The sequence below is a fragment of the Microbacterium sp. NPDC080220 genome (assembly GCF_040686395.1).
GTDB lineage: Bacteria > Actinomycetota > Actinomycetes > Actinomycetales > Microbacteriaceae > Microbacterium > Microbacterium gawkjiense.
In genome coordinates this window covers 134121-150995 of record NZ_JBFBOP010000001.1, presented here as the reverse complement: position 1 = coordinate 150995, position 16875 = coordinate 134121, and the positions used below count along the sequence as shown (strand labels likewise).

The 16875-nt window shown below is 71.0% G+C and carries 16 protein-coding genes; 12 read left to right on the top strand and 4 right to left on the bottom strand.

From position 1 onward, the window contains the following. Nucleotides 1-52: 52 nt before the first annotated feature. The 4 genes from murA to AB0P29_RS00775 are packed head-to-tail and all read left to right on the top strand — an operon-like array spanning nt 53 to nt 4301. Entirely contained in the window at nt 53-1417 is a 1365-nt protein-coding gene (gene murA / locus AB0P29_RS00790) for a UDP-N-acetylglucosamine 1-carboxyvinyltransferase (RefSeq protein ID WP_359917751.1), read from the top strand. Then, nucleotides 1414-2184: a lysophospholipid acyltransferase family protein gene (locus AB0P29_RS00785; protein WP_359917754.1), complete on the top strand. Its 771-nt coding sequence runs from the start codon at nt 1414-1416 to the stop codon at nt 2182-2184. The genes murA and AB0P29_RS00785 overlap by 4 nt, the downstream gene beginning before the upstream one ends. Then, nucleotides 2174-3316, top strand: coding sequence for an NAD(P)H-dependent glycerol-3-phosphate dehydrogenase (locus AB0P29_RS00780; protein ID WP_311283827.1), 1143 nt, complete (start codon nt 2174-2176; stop codon nt 3314-3316). The genes AB0P29_RS00785 and AB0P29_RS00780 overlap by 11 nt, the downstream gene beginning before the upstream one ends. Then, nucleotides 3222-4301, top strand: a complete 1080-nt coding sequence (locus AB0P29_RS00775; RefSeq protein ID WP_311283826.1) for a D-alanine--D-alanine ligase family protein — start codon at nt 3222-3224, stop codon at nt 4299-4301. The genes AB0P29_RS00780 and AB0P29_RS00775 overlap by 95 nt, the downstream gene beginning before the upstream one ends. Nucleotides 4302-4307: 6 nt before the next feature. On the opposite strand, the gene AB0P29_RS00770 is transcribed toward AB0P29_RS00775, so the two are convergent. Continuing rightward, on the bottom strand, nt 4308-4784 hold the full coding sequence (locus AB0P29_RS00770) for a DUF3515 family protein (RefSeq protein ID WP_253035172.1): 477 nt from the start codon (nt 4782-4784) through the stop codon (nt 4308-4310). Nucleotides 4785-4806: 22 nt separating this feature from the next. On the opposite strand from AB0P29_RS00770, the gene thiL reads away from it, so the two are divergent. Next, entirely contained in the window at nt 4807-5778 is a 972-nt protein-coding gene (gene thiL, locus AB0P29_RS00765) for a thiamine-phosphate kinase (protein WP_253035173.1), read from the top strand. On the opposite strand, the gene rsmD is transcribed toward thiL, so the two are convergent. Continuing rightward, nucleotides 5748-6335, bottom strand: coding sequence for a 16S rRNA (guanine(966)-N(2))-methyltransferase RsmD (gene rsmD / locus AB0P29_RS00760; RefSeq protein ID WP_253035174.1), 588 nt, complete (start codon nt 6333-6335; stop codon nt 5748-5750). The two genes, thiL and rsmD, sit on opposite strands and share 31 nt — an antisense overlap. Before the next feature lie 44 nt (nt 6336-6379). Between rsmD and AB0P29_RS00755 the strand changes: the two genes are divergently transcribed. Genes AB0P29_RS00755 through mutM form a run of 6 tightly spaced genes read left to right on the top strand, consistent with a single transcriptional unit; the run spans nt 6380 to nt 11504 of the window. Then, nucleotides 6380-8527 carry an ATP-dependent DNA helicase RecG gene (locus tag AB0P29_RS00755; protein WP_359917764.1) on the top strand — a complete coding sequence of 716 codons (2148 nt, stop codon included), beginning with the start codon at nt 6380-6382 and terminating at the stop codon, nt 8525-8527. A 38-nt stretch (nt 8528-8565) separates the two neighbouring features. Further along, nucleotides 8566-9063: a pantetheine-phosphate adenylyltransferase gene (gene coaD, locus AB0P29_RS00750; protein WP_217532052.1), complete on the top strand. Its 498-nt coding sequence runs from the start codon at nt 8566-8568 to the stop codon at nt 9061-9063. A gap of 56 nt (nt 9064-9119) precedes the next feature. After that, on the top strand, nt 9120-9677 hold the full coding sequence (locus AB0P29_RS00745) for a YceD family protein (protein ID WP_253035192.1): 558 nt from the start codon (nt 9120-9122) through the stop codon (nt 9675-9677). Between the two features lie 2 nt (nt 9678-9679). Next, a complete protein-coding gene (gene rpmF, locus AB0P29_RS00740) occupies nt 9680-9889 on the top strand; it encodes a 50S ribosomal protein L32 (RefSeq protein ID WP_018188062.1) in 210 nt (69 codons plus the stop codon). Between the two features lie 10 nt (nt 9890-9899). Next, nucleotides 9900-10592, top strand: coding sequence for a ribonuclease III (gene rnc / locus AB0P29_RS00735; RefSeq protein WP_217532050.1), 693 nt, complete (start codon nt 9900-9902; stop codon nt 10590-10592). A gap of 6 nt (nt 10593-10598) precedes the next feature. Further along, nucleotides 10599-11504 carry a bifunctional DNA-formamidopyrimidine glycosylase/DNA-(apurinic or apyrimidinic site) lyase gene (gene mutM, locus AB0P29_RS00730; protein WP_363377716.1) on the top strand — a complete coding sequence of 302 codons (906 nt, stop codon included), beginning with the start codon at nt 10599-10601 and terminating at the stop codon, nt 11502-11504. Here the strand turns inward: mutM and AB0P29_RS00725 are convergent. Continuing rightward, on the bottom strand, nt 11501-12592 hold the full coding sequence (locus AB0P29_RS00725) for a GNAT family N-acetyltransferase (RefSeq protein WP_363377714.1): 1092 nt from the start codon (nt 12590-12592) through the stop codon (nt 11501-11503). The two genes, mutM and AB0P29_RS00725, sit on opposite strands and share 4 nt — an antisense overlap. Nucleotides 12593-12649: 57 nt before the next feature. After that, complete coding sequence (locus AB0P29_RS00720) at nt 12650-12907, bottom strand: hypothetical protein (RefSeq protein ID WP_311283818.1); 258 nt, start codon at nt 12905-12907, stop codon at nt 12650-12652. Nucleotides 12908-13323: 416 nt separating this feature from the next. Between AB0P29_RS00720 and smc the strand changes: the two genes are divergently transcribed. Next, nucleotides 13324-16830 (top strand): chromosome segregation protein SMC, encoded by a 3507-nt coding sequence (smc, locus tag AB0P29_RS00715; protein WP_363377712.1) that lies wholly within the window; start codon nt 13324-13326, stop codon nt 16828-16830. Nucleotides 16831-16875 lie beyond the last annotated feature (45 nt).

The following is a 16875-nucleotide window of genomic DNA, read 5'->3' as shown; positions in this document are numbered from 1 at the left end:
CGCACAACGGGGCCGACCACGCTTCCTCGACACCAGTAATGAGGTCCCACCGATGAACACACTTCTCAGCGACTCCGCGTCGACTCCCGCCAGCGGCGGCAGCACCGGTCAGACGCTCCGGATCCGCGGTGGTCGCCCGCTGCGCGGCCGCGTCGAGGTGAAGGGGGCGAAGAACCTCGCCACGAAGGCGATGGTCGCCGCCCTCCTGGGGGAGACGGCGAGCATCCTCCGTGACGTGCCGGACATCAGCGACGTCCACGTCGTCCGCTCACTCCTCGAGGTCCACGGCGTCCGCGTCGAGGACCTGGAGGACGGCGTCCTCCGACTCGACCCGAGCGGTGCCGTCTCGGCGCACATGGAGGAGATCGACGCGCACGCGGGGGCCTCCCGCATCCCGATCCTGTTCTGCGGTCCGCTGCTGCACCTCCTCGGCCAGGCCTTCATCCCCGACCTGGGCGGATGCCGCATCGGCGACCGTCCGATCGACTTCCACCTCGACGCCCTCCGCTCGTTCGGTGCCATCGTCGACAAGCTGCCCAGCGGCATCCGCCTGTCGGCTCCCGACGGCCTGCACGGCGCGAACATCGAGCTGCCCTACCCGAGCGTCGGCGCGACCGAGCAGGTGCTCCTGACCGCGGTTCGCGCCAAGGGCACGACGGAGCTGCGCAACGCCGCCATCGAGCCCGAGATCATGGACCTGATCGCAGTCCTCCAGAAGATGGGCGCGATCATCTCCTACGAGCCCAACCGGGTCATCTTCATCGAGGGCGTCGAGTCGCTGCGCGGGTACGACCACCGCAGCATCTTCGACCGGAACGAGGCGGCGTCCTGGGCGGCGGCCGCCCTCGCGACCGACGGCGACATCTTCGTCGGCGGAGCCAAGCAGCAGGAGATGCTGACGTTCCTCAACGTCTTCCGCAAGGTGGGCGGCGACTTCGACATCGCCGAGGACGGCATCCGCTTCCGTCGCGGCGGCCCGCTGAAGCCCGTCATGGTCGAGACCGACGTGCACCCCGGCTTCATGACCGACTGGCAGCAGCCCCTGATCGTGGCGCTCACGCAGGCCGAGGGCGAGTCCGTCGTCCACGAGACGGTGTACGAGAACCGTCTCGGCTTCACGCGTGCCCTCGTCCAGATGGGCGCCGACATCGTGGTGCACCCCGACGGCATCGCGAGCTCCGACCGCCGCGTGCCGCGTCGGGCGCTCGAGCAGGCGGCCGTCATCAACGGCCCGACCCCGCTGCACGGCGCCGACGTCGTCGTGCCCGACCTCCGCGGCGGGTACTCCTACGTCATCGCCGCCCTGGCGGCCGAGGGCGAGTCGACCGTGCGCAACATCGGGATCATCCGTCGCGGCTACGAGAAGTTCCTCGAGAAGCTGACCGATCTCGGCGCCGACTTCGACGTCACGGAGTGAGCGCGGTGGCTCCTCGTCGCCGCGCCTCCCCGGAGAAGACCCGCCCGAGCGTCTTCTGGCCGGCGGCGATGATCGTCGTACCCGCGACCGGCTGGTTCGCGAAGATCGAGATCGAGGGCGGCGAACACCTTCCCCGCGAGGGCTCCTACATCCTCGCGCCCAACCACTACAGCGAGTTCGATCCGGTGATCCTCGCCGTCGCGACATGGCGGCTCGGCCGTGCCCCGCGCTTCATGGCCAAGGAGAGCCTGTTCCACGTTCCCGTTCTCGGCTGGCTGCTGCGGGCGATGGGGATGGTGCCGGTGGCCCGGGCATCCACCTCCGCCGCGGCGAAGCAGACCCTCGCGCAGTCGAACGCCCTGGTGGCGGCGCAGCGCGGCGTCATCGTCTACCCGGAGGGGTCGCTCACGCGCGACCCCGACATGTGGCCGATGCGCGGCAAGACCGGCGCCGTCCGGCTCGCGCTGTCCGCGCCCGAACCGCTGCCGGTCATCCCCGTGGCGACGTGGGGCGTGCAGGAGATCCTGCCGCGGTACGGCCGTCTGCGCCTGTGGCCGCCGCGTCGCCGCGTCCGCGTCCTGCTGGGCCCGCCCGTCGACCTGTCCGCCTTCACCGACACCACGCTGGCGACGCTCACCGCGGCGACGGATGCCGTCATGCGCGACATCTCGATCCTGCTGGGACGCCTGCGCGGCGTCCAGCCTCCCGCCGAGCGGTGGAACCCGGCCCAGCACGGTCAGAAGGAGACGGGTCGCCTTGACTCCTAGGGAAGCGTCGCGCCGCGAGGCAGCGGCGCCCCGCGTCGCCGTGCTCGGTTCCGGAAGCTGGGGGACGACCTTCGGCAAGGTGCTCGCCGACGGCGGCGCGGACGTCGTCATGTGGGCCCGCCGCGCCGAACTCGCCCACGAGATCCGCGAGGGCAAGCGCAACTCGCAGTACCTGCCCGGAATCAACCTGCCGCGCGGGCTGTCGGCCACCCACCACCTCGCCGAGGCGCTCGACGGTGCGACGCAGGTCTACATCGCGATCTCGAGCCAGGCGCTCCGGCAGAACCTGAAGGGCGTCCGCCCTCTGCTCGCGACGAACGACGCACCGATCGTGTCGCTGATGAAAGGCGTGGAGAAGAAGACCGGGCTCCGGATGAGTCAGGTCCTCGAGCAGGAGCTCCACTGCGACCCGGCGCGTATCGCCGTGGCATCCGGACCCAACCTCGCCCTCGAGATCGCACGCGAACAGCCGACGGCAGCCGTCATCTCGTCGTCGAGCCAGGAGACCGCCGAAGCCGTCGCCCGCATCTCGCGCAACCGCTACTTCCGCACCTTCGTGAACACCGACGTCATCGGGACCGAGTTCGGCGGGGTGCTGAAGAACCTCATCGCCGTCGCCATCGGCATCGTCGACGGGGTCGGCTACGGCGAGAACACCAAGGCGTCGATCATCACGCGCGGTCTCGTCGAGATGACCGATTTCGCCGTCGCGCAGGGCGCGCAGCCCGAGACCCTGCAGGGCCTCGCCGGTCTCGGTGACCTCATCGCGACGTGCCAGTCCCCGCTGAGCCGCAACAACACGGCGGGCCGGCTGCTCGGCCAGGGGTACAGCTTCACCGAGGTCGTCAAGCAGATGGACCAGACGGCCGAGGGGCTCGCGTCGGTGGCACCGGTGCTGCAGTTGGCCCGCGAGGCCGGCGTCCACATGCCGATCGTCGAGCAGGTCAAGATGGTCCTCGACGGCACGATGAATCCGCGCGACATCGCACCGCATCTCACGACGGATGACGACGAGCCCACCGAGGAGAGGACTCAGAATGGTTCAGGCGGCAGTGGTTCTGCTCTTCGGCGGGCGTTCCAGCGAGCACTCGATCAGTTCCGCCACAGCGGGGGGCGTCCTCCGCGCGATTGATCGCGAGCGCTACCGGGTCATCCCGGTCGGGGTCACCCGCGAGGGCGCGTACGTCCTCGAGGACGACGATCCCGACAAATTCGCGCTGAACGCCGATCGGCTGCCGGAGGTCGTCGACAACGGCACCCGCATCGTGTGGCCGGAGTCGACCGTCGAGCGGGAGCTCTCGGTCCGTCGCCCCGACGGGACCGTCGAGTCCCTGGGGGATATCGACGTCGTCTTCCCGATCCTGCACGGCCGCTTCGGCGAGGACGGCACGGTGCAGGGGTTCCTCGAGCTCCTCGACCTGCCGTACGTCGGTGCGGGCCTGCTGATGTCCGCCATCGGCATGGACAAGCACACCACCAAGAGCATCCTTCAGGCGGCCGGGGTGCCCGTCGTCCCGTGGGTCACGGTGACGCGGGCGGGCCTCGAGCGCGACGGTGACCTCTGGCGTCGCCGCATCCGCGGCCTCGGACTGCCGGTGTTCGTCAAGCCCGCGCGTGCGGGATCGAGTGTCGGGGTGTCCAAGGTCTCCGACTGGGACGAACTGGATGCCGCGCTCGAGACCGCCTTCGCGGAGGACTCGAGCGTGCTCGTCGAGCAGGCCGTCACCGGCCGCGAGATCGAGTGCGGCGTGCTGCAGGGGCGCGACGGCGGCGACCCGCGAGTCAGCGTCGCCGGCGAGATCGTCGTCAGCGGTCGGGACTTCTACGACTTCGAGGCGAAGTACCTCGGCGCCCCCGGCATCGACCTCGTCTGCCCCGCGGAGCTCCACGACGGCGAACTCCGCGAGATGCAGCGGATCGCCGCCCGTGCGTTCGAGGCGGTCGGAGGGCAGGGGCTGTCGCGGGTCGACTTCTTCTACACCGGCACCGAGTTCTTCGTGAACGAGGTGAACACGATGCCGGGGTTCACGCCGATTTCGATGTTCCCGACGTGCTGGATCGAGAGCGGGCTGAGCTATCCCGAGCTCATCACCGAGCTGATCGAACTGGCGCGCTGATCCAGCTCACGGGACGACGTCGGATGCCGCGACGCACTGTCCCGTGGTCTCGAACCGCTTCGTGATGAGGCGGCTGACGGCGCTCACCGGACCGCTCGAGCTGACCTCGTCGTAGTTGATGATGAGCTGGATCGCCGGTTCGCGGCCGTAGGTCGTGATGCGGTACAGCGGTGCCCGCGAGTCGTCGACGACCCAGTCGACACCGTCGACCGTCACGCAGGGAAGCTCCGACGGACCGAGGGGCGGGACCCCGCACGCGAGCTGCACGGTCGTGGGGTCGCCCCAGGCGGCGGTCGACTGCGCGTCGGTCCAGCGCCGCGGCTGGTCGCCCAGGTCGTCGGGCAGCCGCACCATGACCTCCGCGCAGCGCGGGTCGTCGGCTCCGGGGGCGGCCTCGACCGCCACCGTCGACGAGCACCCCGACAGTGCCGCGACACCGGCGACGAGGAGGGCGAGCGCGACGGTCGAGCGGGTCCGGGGCATCGCTCCAGGCTACCGTGGAGCCATGGGTGAGCTCCGTGTGCGCGACGTCTCCGAAGCGGAGCTGCTGCGCCGCATCCTGCGCGTCCTCGGACCGCTCTCGCGCGCCGAGGTGGGCCCCGGTGATGACGCCGCGGTCCTGGCCGTCCCGGGCGGCCGCGTCGTGGCGACGACCGACACCCTCGTCCACGGTCCCGACTTCCGATTGGCGTGGACGTCGCCGCGGGACCTCGGATACAAGGCCGCCGCCGTCAACCTCGCCGATGTCGCCGCGATGGGCGCGCGCCCCACGGCTCTGCTCGTCGCCCTGGCCCTGCCGGATTCTCTCCCCGCCGCCTTCGTCGACGACCTCGCGGCGGGGTTCCGCGACGCACTCGACGAGCTGGCACCCGGGTGCGCAGTGGAGGGCGGGGACCTGACCGTGTCCGACACCCTCACCGTCGCCGTCACCGCCCTGGGCGTCCTGGACGGCGTCTCGCCGGTGCTCCGCTCCGGAGCGCGGCCGGGTGACGACGTCGCCGTCGCGGGCGGGCTCGGCGCGGCGGCCCGCGGCCTCCGCCTGCTGTTCACCCGCTTCCGCGACGACGAGGCACGCCCGGTCGCCGTCGACCTCGCTGTCCTCACCGAGCAGGAGCGCCGGGACCTCTCGGCTCAGCTCCGGCCGCAGCCGCCGGTGCGGCTGGGGCTCGCTGCCGCGCGAGCCGGCGCGACCGCCCTCATGGACGTCTCGGACGGCCTCATCCTCGACGCGACCCGACTGGCGGACGCCTCCGAGGTGACGCTCCTCATCGAGGCGGACCTCGGTGACGACGCGCTCTCCGGCGGCGAGGACCACGCGCTGCTCGCGTGCTTCCCGGCCGGCACCGCGCCTGCCGGCTTCACCGTGATCGGTCGTGTCGCGCAGCGGCGGGAGGCGCCCGTCCTGATCCGGGGCGTCGCGCCGGACGGTCTCGGCGGGTGGGATCCCTATTCGGACTGGGACGCGGCGCTCGGCTGACCCGATCGCGCGAGCCACCACAGCGTCGTGTCGCCGTACTTCTTGCTGCGGTCGACGACGAGACCGTCGGGCAGGAGCGGCTCTCCGGAGCGCGTCGCGCGTTCGACGACGACCGTCGCGGCGGGGGTGAGCCGCGGCACGAGCAGCCCGAGCGTCGTCGACACCTCGGCATCCGTCATGTCGTAGGGCGGGTCGACGAACACGAGGTCGAACGCGGGTCCGCCGGCCCGCAGGAACGTGTCGGCGGCGGACCGGTGCACGGTCAGCCGGCGCCCCGGGAGGCTGGGCCCCACGGCGCGGACGTTGCGGTCGATGACGGATGCCGCGCGCGGCGCGCGCTCGACGAGGTCGGCCGACGCGGCCCCGCGGCTCACCGCCTCGAGACCCAGCGCTCCCGACCCCGCGTAGAGGTCGAGCACGGCAGCCCCGGCGAGCACGTCGCCGGCGTCGAGGGCGCCGAAGAGCGACTCGCGCACGCGCTCGCTCGTCGGCCGCGTGCCGGCGCTCGGCACGACCAAGGGCAGTGAGCCGGCGTCTCCCGCGATGATCCTCGTCACCCCGCCACGATAGCGGCGTCCGCGCCCGCTCCTAGACTCGAGGCATGCCGTCGTACTCGCTCGCCACACCGCTCGCCGAGGCGGTCGGCGACACGCTGGCGAAGGGGCTGCGTCGAGCGTTCCAGATGACCACGGTGGGCGACCTGATGGCGCACTACCCGCGACGCTTCGCGAGCCGCGGCCAGTTGACACCGATCGCCCAACTCCCGGTCGGCGAGCTGGTGACGATCGTCGCCGAGGTGCTCTCGGCGACGACACGGCAGATGCGCGGTCGTCGCGGCGAGATCGTCGAGGTCCTGATCGGCGACGGCAACGGCACGATGTCCCTGACGTTCTTCGGGCAGTCGTGGCGGGTGAAGGACCTGCGTGCCGGGCGCCAGGGGATCTTCTCGGGCAAGGTGGGGGAGTACCGGGGGCAGAAGCAGCTGACGCATCCCGACTACGAGCTCTTCGACGACGAGGGCACGGCCCGGCTGAGCGCCGAGGCGTGGCACAACGTCCCCATCCCGATCTACCCGGCCACGAGCACGTTCTCCAGCTGGCAGGTCAAACGCTGCGTCGACCAGGTGCTGACCGGGCTCGGCGAGGTGCCCGAACCGCTCCCCGACGCCTTCCGCGCCGCGCAGGGCCTGCTCGACGCCCGGACGGCGCTCGTGCGCATGCACGCCCCGGAGTCCTTCGACCAGATCGGTCCGGCGCGCGAGACCCTGCGGATGCACGAGGCGTTCGTCCTGCAGGCGGCGCTCCTGCAGCAGCGGCAGTTCGTGCGCATGATGTCGGCGACCGCGCGCCCCGCGGGCGACCTCCTCGAGCGTTTCGATGCCGCGCTGCCCTTCGAGCGCACCCCCGATCAGCACACAGTGGGCGACCGCATCGCGGCGGACCTCGTCGGCGAGTGGCCGATGAACCGGCTCGTGCAGGGGGAGGTCGGCTCCGGCAAGACGCTGGTCGCGCTCCGCGCCATGCTCCAGGTCGCCCAGTCGGGCGGCCAGTCCGCGCTCATCGCCCCCACCGAGGTGCTGGCGGCGCAGCACGTCCGCTCGATGGCACGCATGCTCGGACCCGCGCTCGCACCGGAACTGATGCCGACACTCCTCACGGGTCAGCAACCCGCCGCGGAACGCCGTCGCGCCGCCCTGCGGGTGGCGTCGGGCCAGGCGCGCATCGTCGTCGGGACGCACGCGCTCCTCAGCGAGTCGACGACGTTCGCCGACCTGGGTCTCGTCGTCGTCGACGAGCAGCACCGGTTCGGCGTCGATCAGCGCGAGACCCTCCGCGCGAAGGGGAGTTCCCCGCACGTCCTCGTGCTCACGGCGACGCCCATCCCTCGCACCGTCGCGATGACGGTGTTCGGCGACCTCGACGTCTCGACGATCCGGACGATGCCGGGCGGCCGGGCGGGCATCTCGACCTTCGTCGCGCCGGTGGGGGAGAAGCCGGGCTGGTTCGCTCGCGTCTGGGAGCGCGTGGCCGAGGAGGTGCGGCTCGGACGGCAGGCCTTCGTCGTGTGTCCGGCGATCGACGCGTCGACCGAGACGGACGAGGACGAACCCGTCGAGGAGGCCGAGCCCGGCCGCACCCGCTGGGGCGTCCTGCAGGCGGCGGCGCTCCTCGAGAGCCACCCGGACTACCGCGACATCCGCGTCCAGATCCTGCACGGCAAGATGCCCGCCGATGAGAAGGATGCCGTGATGCAGGCGTTCGCCCGCGGCGACATCGACGTGCTCGTCGCGACCACCGTGGTCGAGGTCGGCGTCGACGTCCCCAACGCGTCCACCATGGTCATCCTCGAAGCAGACCGCTTCGGGGTGTCCCAGCTGCACCAGCTCCGCGGTCGCGTCGGCCGCGGTGCGGTCCCCGGGCTCTGCATCCTCGTCACCGAGGCCGATCCCTACACCCCGGCCCGCGCTCGCGTGGAGGCGGTCGCGGCGACGACGGACGGTTTCGAACTCGCCGAGGTCGACCTCGACCTGCGGGGCGAGGGGGACGTGCTGGGCGATGCGCAGTCGGGCGTCCGCTCGTCCCTGCGACTGCTGCGTGTCGTGGCGGATGCCGATCTGATCGCCACCGCCCGCGCCGAGGCCGAGCGTCTTCTCGCGGAGGACCCGGCCTTGGATCGCCACCCGGGCCTCGCTGCGGCCATCTCCGGGCGCGTGAGTCACCGCGAGCGTGCCGCCCTCGCGAAGAACTGACCCGCTCCACGTCGTGTCGCATCGTTAGGCTCGTCGATATGAACAACCGGATCGCCGTCGTGCCCGGCTCCTTCGACCCGCCGACGCTCGGCCACCTCGATGTGATCCGACGCGCGGCCGCCCTCTACGACCAGCTGCACGTCCTCGTGGTCCACAACCCGGGGAAAGAGGCGATGCTCCCGATCGCGCAGCGACTGACGCTGCTCGAGCAGTCCATCGCCGAGAGCGACATCGAGGGTGATGTCGTCGTGGCGGCATGGAGCGTCGGGCTGCTCGTCGATTACGCGACGGACGTGGACGCGGGGGTGCTCGTGAAGGGGATCCGTTCGCAGGTGGATGTCGCCTACGAGACGCCCATGGCGATCGTGAACCGCCACCTCGCCCACGTGGAGACCGTGTTCCTGCTGCCCGATCCCGCGCACGCGCTCGTCTCGAGCTCGCTCGTGCGCCAGGTGGCCTCGCTCGGCGGTGACGTGTCCCCGTTCGTCCCGGCTCCGGTCGCGCGATTCCTCGACACGGGAGCCCACCCCGCCTGATCCGGCCCGCCGGCGTCCGCGCACGCGTACGATGGACGACCGTGGTCAGAAAGCGTGTGAGCGGTCCGTTCGTCCTCCCCGTCCGCGACATCGTCCGGGCTCCCGGTGAGATGCGCGAGTTCGAACTGCGGGTCCCCGCACCGGAGAAATGGGGAGAGGGCCTCGCCTTCGTCCGCGCGGGGGGAGAGGTCGAGGTCGACGTCCGTCTCGAGTCGGTGCACGAGGGCATCCTGGTCACTGCCGAGATCGCCACGACCTACGACGGCCAGTGCAGCCGTTGCCTCGTGGACCTGACACACCCCCTCGAAGTCGAGTTTCAGGAGCTCTTCGGGTATTCTGGGGATGAAGCGACTGACTTCGAGGTTCAAGACGACCACGTGGATCTTGAAACTCCTGTCAGGGATGCGATCGTCCTGTCGCTTCCGTTCCAGCCGGTGTGTCAGCCGGATTGCCCCGGACTAGATCCGTCCACGGGCGAGAGGCTGACCGGAGCACCGGTCCCGGAGACTCAGATCGACCCGCGCTGGAATGCGCTGGCCGCCTTGTCGGCCCGAACCCCAGACCACGACGACGAGGCCACGCGCCCCGACGCCGACGACACAGAGAAGAGCTGACCATGGCAGGTAACCCCCCGAAGCGGAAGGTCTCCCGCTCCAACACCCGTTCGCGCCGCGCGCAGTGGAAGGCCGAGGCCCCCACGCTCGTCAAGACCATCGAGAACGGCAAGGTCGTCTACAGCCGTCCCCACCAGGCGAAGGTCGTCACCGACTCGCAGGGTACGGAGCTGTTCCTCGAGTACAAGGGCCGCAAGGTCGCCGACATCTGATCGTCGCGTCGTGACGGACGCCGCCACCGATCACTCGGTGCTCACACACAAGCTCGGGGTCGAGATCGATCCCGAGCTTGTGTCGCTTGCGTTGACCCATCGTTCGTACGCGTACGAGCACGGCGGTATCGCGCACAACGAGCGTCTCGAATTCCTCGGCGACTCGATCCTCGGCATGGCCGTCACCGTCCACCTTTATCGGACGCACCCCGACCTGGATGAGGGATCCCTCGCCAAGCGGCGGGCGAGCGTCGTCTCGACCGTCGCTCTCGCGGAGGTCGCCCGCGGCATGGGCCTCGGTGCGCACCTGCGGCTCGGCCGGGGCGAGGACCAGACCGGCGGGCGCGACAAGGATTCGATCCTCGCCGACACCACCGAGGCGCTCATCGGGGCCGCCTACCTGTCCGCCGGAATCGAAGCGGCGACCGCTCTCGTCCTGCGCCTGGTGTCCCCGTTGATGGCGGATCCCGAGCGGTACGGCGCAGCGATGGACCCGAAGACCAGCCTGCAGGAACTCGCCGCGCGCCTGGGCTACGCGGCACCGACGTACACCGTCGAGGCGGCGGGGCCCGATCACCACCGGGTGTTCACGGCGACGGTGGCCGTCGGCGAGGTCGCGCGGACCGGCGGCGGTTCGAGTAAGAAGCAGGCCGAGATGGCGGCAGCGCTCTCGGTCTGGCGCGAACTCTCCGCGCGGGCCTGAGTCCCCGTGCCCGAACTGCCCGAAGTCGAGGTCGTGCGCGCCGGTCTCGTCCCCGCTCTCGCCGGCGCTCGCCTCGACGCCGTCACCGTTCTGGACGCCCGGTCCCTCACCCGTCACCCGGGCGACGCACCCGACTTCGAAGCGCGGCTGACTGGTCGGCGCGTGTACGCCGTGGTCCGCCGCGGCAAGTTCCTCTGGATGCCGCTGGCGGATGCCGGTGCGGAACCGATCGAGGCCATCGTCGGTCACCTCGGGATGAGCGGGCAGATGCTGCTGCGCGAGCCCGGCACACCGACACTCCGCCACGAGCGGATCCGCTTCGAGGTGCGGCATCCGACCCACGGTGAGATCGCGATGGTCTTCGTGGACCAGCGGACCTTCGGCTCCCTGGCGATCGATCGGCTCGAGCGCACCCTCGACGGGGCCCCGGCAGGACGGGGGAGCGATATCTCGCTCGTCCCCACGCAGGTGGCGCACATCGCCCGGGATGCGCTCGATCCCGCCTTCGACGACCGCGCGTTCCGCGCTGCGCTCGGTCGGACGCGGTCCGCAGTGAAGCGTGCACTGCTCGATCAGACCGTCGTCAGCGGAATCGGAAACATCTACGCCGACGAGGCGCTGTGGGCCGCGCGGCTGCATCCGGAACGCCCCGCGAACGAGCTCCCGACGCGCGCCGTCACCCGCCTGCTCGGCGAGGTCCGGGCCGTGCTGGACCGGGCCCTCGCCGAGGGCGGGACGAGCTTCGACGCGCAGTACGTGAACGTCAACGGACAGGCGGGATACTTCGCCCATTCCCTGAACGCCTACGGGCGGACGGGTCAGCCCTGCCCGCGCTGCGGCACGCCGATCGTGCGGGTGAGCTTCACCAACCGATCGAGTCACTACTGCCCGCGGTGTCAGCGACGCAATTAGTCGAGGACCTTTTTCCAGGCGCCGATGTACGCCGCCGGCTCGAAGCCGATCGTCTCGTTGATGCTGAGCATCGGACGGTTCTCCTCGGCGTTCCAGGTGACGATGCGGGAGGACCGGGGCATGACCTCTCGCCACCGGAGGATACCCGCGCACTTCACCAGCTGCCCGAGGCGGTGCCCCCGATGCTCACGGAGCACGAGGGTGTCCATCTGCTGCGTCGCCGCGGTCGGGTCGACGCCGGAGCAGAGCTCGTTGAACGCGACGACCGTGCCGGTCGCCTCATGGACGGCCACCGTGACGAGCACCGTCTGTCCGCCGTCGACGAAGCGGGCGTCGTGGCGCGCGAGGCGCTCGACGTCCCAGGTCTCCTCGTCGATCTCGAGCCCCGCCGCCGGGGCGTCCGTCGACATCCGCGACTTCGCCCAGGCGAAGCTCTCGCGGTAGGCCTCGGGAGTCGGGAGCATCCACTGCTCCACGCGGTAACCGTCAGCATGCGATCGGGCATCGGCGAGGAGGTCTCGCACGCTCGGCAGTGCAGGTTCGATCTCGAGCACGCTCTTCCGGTCGACCTGTTCGAGCGTGTACCCGTGGCGTCGGAAGTAGCGCGCGGGACGGTCCAGCGGGATCTCCCCGTAGCCCGTCGGCGCGGCCAGGCGTTCCGAGGTCGCACCGGCGTCGGGTTCGGGGTGCTCGGCCCATGCCTGCAGGACGGTGCGTCCCGCGTCACGGGCGGTGCCCTCGACGACGGCGTGAAGCGCACCGCCGATGCCCCTGCCCTGGACCCGCTCGAGGAGTTCGACGGTCCAGTAGGCGACCTGCGACCCCTCCTCGGCGGGGAGGTCGACGATGACGCGCCCCACCACCTGGTTCTCGACCAGAACGATCCAGCTGCGCTTGTCGTTGTCCGGGTCGGGTTGGAAGTGGGGGAGCAGTTGGGCCGGTGTCACGGCTTCATCGTCGTTGTCGCTGATCTCGCGGTAGATCTCGTTCCGGACGTCGACCATGGCGACGAAATCGGCGGCATCCGAGGCATCGACGGTGGCCGGCACGACGAGGGGGCGCAGTTCGAAGGGGACTGACGCGGTCATGAGGGACTCGTTTCTAAGAGGAGGGGGCCGCGAACGGGTCGCGGCCCCCCGGGGGTGTCATCGACGCGGAGCGAGGAGCGCACGACGGCGTTCCCACTCGGCTTCCCGCGCCTCGCGAGCGAGACGCTGGGCACGGCGGGCATGGACGGCCTCGCGATCCGGGCCGGGGCGCGTGCTCCACAGGAGCAGCGCGACGGCCAGTCGCAGGGCGATCCGGTCGAGGAACGTCTGACGGGCGGAGGTGCCCGTCGAGGTGGGATGCTGCAGCGCGGCGAGGACCGCCGAGGTGCGCTGCGGCGCGGTGAGGGTGGACATGAGTGATCTCATTTCGGAAGGGATGGATGCCGCGGAGCGCGGCGGAGGATCGTGCCGCAGCACGAGAGGACGCGGGACGCACGGGCAACGAGGCCCGGCATCCGGGAGGGGACGGACGGAGTCCGCCCTCAGGGCGTGGCAGAGTTCACCGTCCGAAGACGGGATCCGTGACGGCTGTCAGCGGCCGGAACGGATGCGGTCTGCCACCGCGGCGCCGAAGGAGACGGTCCCCAGCGCGCACGGGAACGCGGTGGACGCGATTCCGGTGGGTGTCATTTCGATGATCATGTCAGGGGACCTCCTTTCTCAGACTTCTGACGCGAGCACTGACACTAGACCCGGCCCGCGCGCGGCGTCAAGGGGGAAACGGGAATCGTCCGCTAGCGTGGACGGGACGACGACCCCGGAGGACCCGCATGCACCTGAAGAGCGTGACGCTCAAGGGGTTCAAATCCTTCGCGCAGCCGACGACCTTCGCCCTCGAGCCCGGCGTCACGTGCATCGTCGGTCCCAACGGATCGGGCAAGTCGAACGTCGTCGACGCCCTCGCCTGGGTGATGGGCGAGCAAGGGGCGAAGACCCTCCGCGGCGGCAAGATGGAGGACGTCATCTTCGCCGGGACGGCGACACGAGGTCCCCTCGGCCGCGCGGAGGTGCAGCTGACGATCGACAACGCCGACGGCGCGCTGCCGATCGAGTACAGCGAGGTCACGATCAGCCGGACCCTGTTCCGCAACGGGTCGAGCGAGTACGCCATCAACGGCGAGACCTGTCGGCTCCTCGACGTCCAGGAGTTGCTGAGCGATTCGGGGCTCGGGCGCGAGATGCACGTCATCGTGGGTCAGGGGCGACTCGACACCGTCCTGCAGGCGAGTCCCGAGGATCGGCGCGGCTTCATCGAGGAGGCCGCCGGCATCCTCAAACACCGTCGCCGCAAAGAGAAGACTCTCCGCAAGCTCGAGGCGATGGAGGCGAACCTCACTCGGCTGAGCGACCTGGCCGGCGAGCTGCGGCGTCAGTTGAAGCCGCTCGGCAAGCAGGCCGAGGTCGCGCGCGAGGCGGCCACGATCGCCGCGGTCGTGCGCGACGCGAAGGCGCGCCTCTACGCCGATGAGATGTCGCGCCTCCGAGCGGAGCTGGCGGATCACGCCCGAGCCGAGCACGAGCGTCACGCCGAGCGGCTGGTCCTGCAGGACCGCGCCGACGCCTTGCGTCGCCGCATCGACGAGCTCGAGAACGACCAGCGCGCCGAGGCGGTCGATCGGGCGCGCGCCGTCACGTTCGAACTCGGCCGTGTCCAGGAGCGACTGCGCGGGCTCTACTCGCTCGCCGGCCAGCGTCTGTCGCTGCTCGACGACGACGGCGACCAGCCGGACACCGGGACCACCGTCACTCAGGCCGTCATCGACGACGCACGTCGGGAGATCGACGAGATCGCGTCGGGTCTCGGTGCCGCGCAGGATGCCGCCGCCGCCGCCGCGCGCGACGTCATCCGGGCGCGCGCCGAGCTCGATGCGCTCGACACCGACATCGCCGCGCAGAGTGCGCTGGTCTCCGAGCACGACATGCGGCTCGCCTCACTGAGAGGACGAGCCGAGGCAGCCGGGTCGAAGGCGGAGGCGCTTCGGCTGGCGGTGGAGAGGCAGCAGCGCGCCCTCGATGCAGCCGAGGAGCGTCGCGCCGACGCGGAAGGCGCGCTGGCGGCGATCGAGCCGGCGACCGAGGGTCCTGCGGACGCCGCGGTGGAGTACTCGGCCGCGTACGAGCGCGCGCAGCGCGAGGCATCCGATGCCGAATCCGAGGTGGGGTCGATACGCGACCGGTTGCACGCGGCGGAGCGGGAGCGCGAGTCGCTGCTGGCGGAGACGGCGGCTCTCGGCCGCGCCCTCGACATCCGCAACGCCGCGGCGGCGGTCGTCGATCGGGGTGGCGACGGCATCCGTGGCATCGTCAGCGATGCGATCCGCGTCTCGGCCGGCTATGAAGCGGCGATCGCCGCAGCACTCGGCGCCCTCGCCGAGGGGGTCCTCGTCGACGACTTCGAGGCCGCACGCGCGGTCATCGCGACGGTGCGCGAGCACGATCTGGGTTCGATCGACGTCGCCTTGGCCGACGGTCCTGCGGCTCCTCGCAGGACGCCCCTCGGAGCGGGGGTGACCTGGGCGGTCGACGTCGTCGAGGCGCCGGCGGGCCTCCGCGCCGTCCTCGCGGGTGTCGCGATCGCGGAGGATCTGGATGCGGCCCACGCCGCCGCGATGTCGGCCGCCGACGCGGGGGACAGGGTCGTGGTGGTGACGCGCGCGGGCGAGACCGTGACGCCGAGCACGGTCCGTGCCGGTTCCGGGCAGTCGCGCTCGCGTCTCGAGCTCGCCGCCGAGCGCGACGCGGCCCGTGTCCGTCTCGACGAGGTGACGGTGGTCGCGGATACCCTGCGTGAAGCGCTGACCGACGCGCAGGCTGCCTGGGATGCGGCGCGCCAGCGTACCCGTGACGCCCTCGCCGCGCTGCGCGAGCACGACTCCGCTCTCGCGGCCCACGCGGAACAGCTCAACCGTGCGACCGTGCGTCTGGAATCCGCGGTGGCCGAGTGCGACCGGCTACGCGCCGGCCTCGCTCAGGCTGAGTCGGCGGCCCGGGATGCCGAGAACGCGGCACGGGCCGCGACGGAGGCCTTCAGCGCCGCCGAGGAGATGCCGCGTCCGATCCTGGATGCGTCCGCCCGGGACGGTCTGCTCGATGCGCTCGAGTCGGCTCGGGCGCGCGAGATGGACACACGCCTCGACGTCGAAACGCTCCGGGAACGGGTGCGTGCCGCCGAGAGCCGCGTGATGCAACTCGAACGTCAACGCGAGAAGGAGCGCGCAGCCGCCGAAGCGGCCGCCCGTCGAGCCGTGATCCGACGCGCGCAGCGGGCGATCGCATCCGAGGTCGTCGGTGCGCTGCCGCCCGTCCTCGACTCGATCGACCGGTCGACGGCGCAGGCGCGGGTCGAGCTGGAACGCGCGGAGCAGACGCGGACGGCGCTGACGGCCGAGTTGGCCGAGCTCCGGAAGGAGGATGCGGCGGCTCGCGAGAGGCTGAATCGCCTCACCGAGTCGGTGCACGGCCTCGAGCTGCAGATGCACGAGAAGCGGCTGCATGTGCAGAGCCTCCTCGACCGGGTGCAGTCCGAGCTCGGCCTCTCCGAGGATATTCTCCTCGCGGAATATGGTCCCGACGCCCCCGTCCCGGGAGCGGAGGAGGGCGAGGCGTCGCCGTTCGACCGCTCGGCGCAGATGCGCAGATTGCAGGATGCGGAGCGCAAGCTGGCGCAGTTGGGTCGCGTGAATCCTCTTGCCCTGGAGGAGTTCGCCGCGCTCGAGCAGCGTCACGCATTCCTGACCGAGCAGCTGGACGACCTCGTCCGCACCCGGACGGATCTGCTGACGATCATCGAGGAGCTCGACGAGCGGATGCAGACGATCTTCCTCGCGGCCTTCGAGGACACCAAGGTCGCCTTCGGGGAGGTGTTCCCGATCCTCTTCCCCGGGGGCACGGGCTCCATCTCGCTCACCGACCCCGACGACCCGCTCACGACCGGGATCGACGTCGCCGTCCGACCCGTGGGCAAGAAGATCGAGCGGCTGTCGCTCCTTTCGGGTGGGGAGAGGTCCCTCGCGGCGGTCGCGCTCCTGACGGCGATCTTCAAGGCGCGGCCGAGCCCCTTCTACATCCTCGACGAGGTCGAGGCCGCCCTCGACGACGCGAACCTCGGTCGCTTGCTCGGCGTGTTCGAGCAGCTGCGCGAATCGAGCCAGCTGATCGTCATCACGCATCAGAAGCGGACGATGGAGATCGCGGACGCCCTGTACGGCGTGTCGATGCGTCAGGACGGCGTGTCCGCCGTCGTGGGACAGCGCGTGCGCGAGCGGGCGGGCGTCTGAGCGCAGCGGGCGTGCGCTAGCGTGTGCGCAGCGGGGACGGTGTCG

Coding starts and splice junctions, on each gene's coding strand:
- murA (WP_359917751.1), top strand. CDS start 53: ATGAACACACTTCTCAGCGACTCCGCGTCGACTCCCGCCAGCGGCGGC.
- AB0P29_RS00775 (WP_311283826.1), top strand. CDS start 3,222: ATGGTTCAGGCGGCAGTGGTTCTGCTCTTCGGCGGGCGTTCCAGCGAG.
- AB0P29_RS00770 (WP_253035172.1), bottom strand. CDS start 4,784: ATGCCCCGGACCCGCTCGACCGTCGCGCTCGCCCTCCTCGTCGCCGGT.
- thiL (WP_253035173.1), top strand. CDS start 4,807: ATGGGTGAGCTCCGTGTGCGCGACGTCTCCGAAGCGGAGCTGCTGCGC.
- AB0P29_RS00755 (WP_359917764.1), top strand. CDS start 6,380: ATGCCGTCGTACTCGCTCGCCACACCGCTCGCCGAGGCGGTCGGCGAC.
- coaD (WP_217532052.1), top strand. CDS start 8,566: ATGAACAACCGGATCGCCGTCGTGCCCGGCTCCTTCGACCCGCCGACG.
- rpmF (WP_018188062.1), top strand. CDS start 9,680: ATGGCAGGTAACCCCCCGAAGCGGAAGGTCTCCCGCTCCAACACCCGT.
- AB0P29_RS00725 (WP_363377714.1), bottom strand. CDS start 12,592: ATGACCGCGTCAGTCCCCTTCGAACTGCGCCCCCTCGTCGTGCCGGCC.
- AB0P29_RS00720 (WP_311283818.1), bottom strand. CDS start 12,907: ATGTCCACCCTCACCGCGCCGCAGCGCACCTCGGCGGTCCTCGCCGCG.
- smc (WP_363377712.1), top strand. CDS start 13,324: ATGCACCTGAAGAGCGTGACGCTCAAGGGGTTCAAATCCTTCGCGCAG.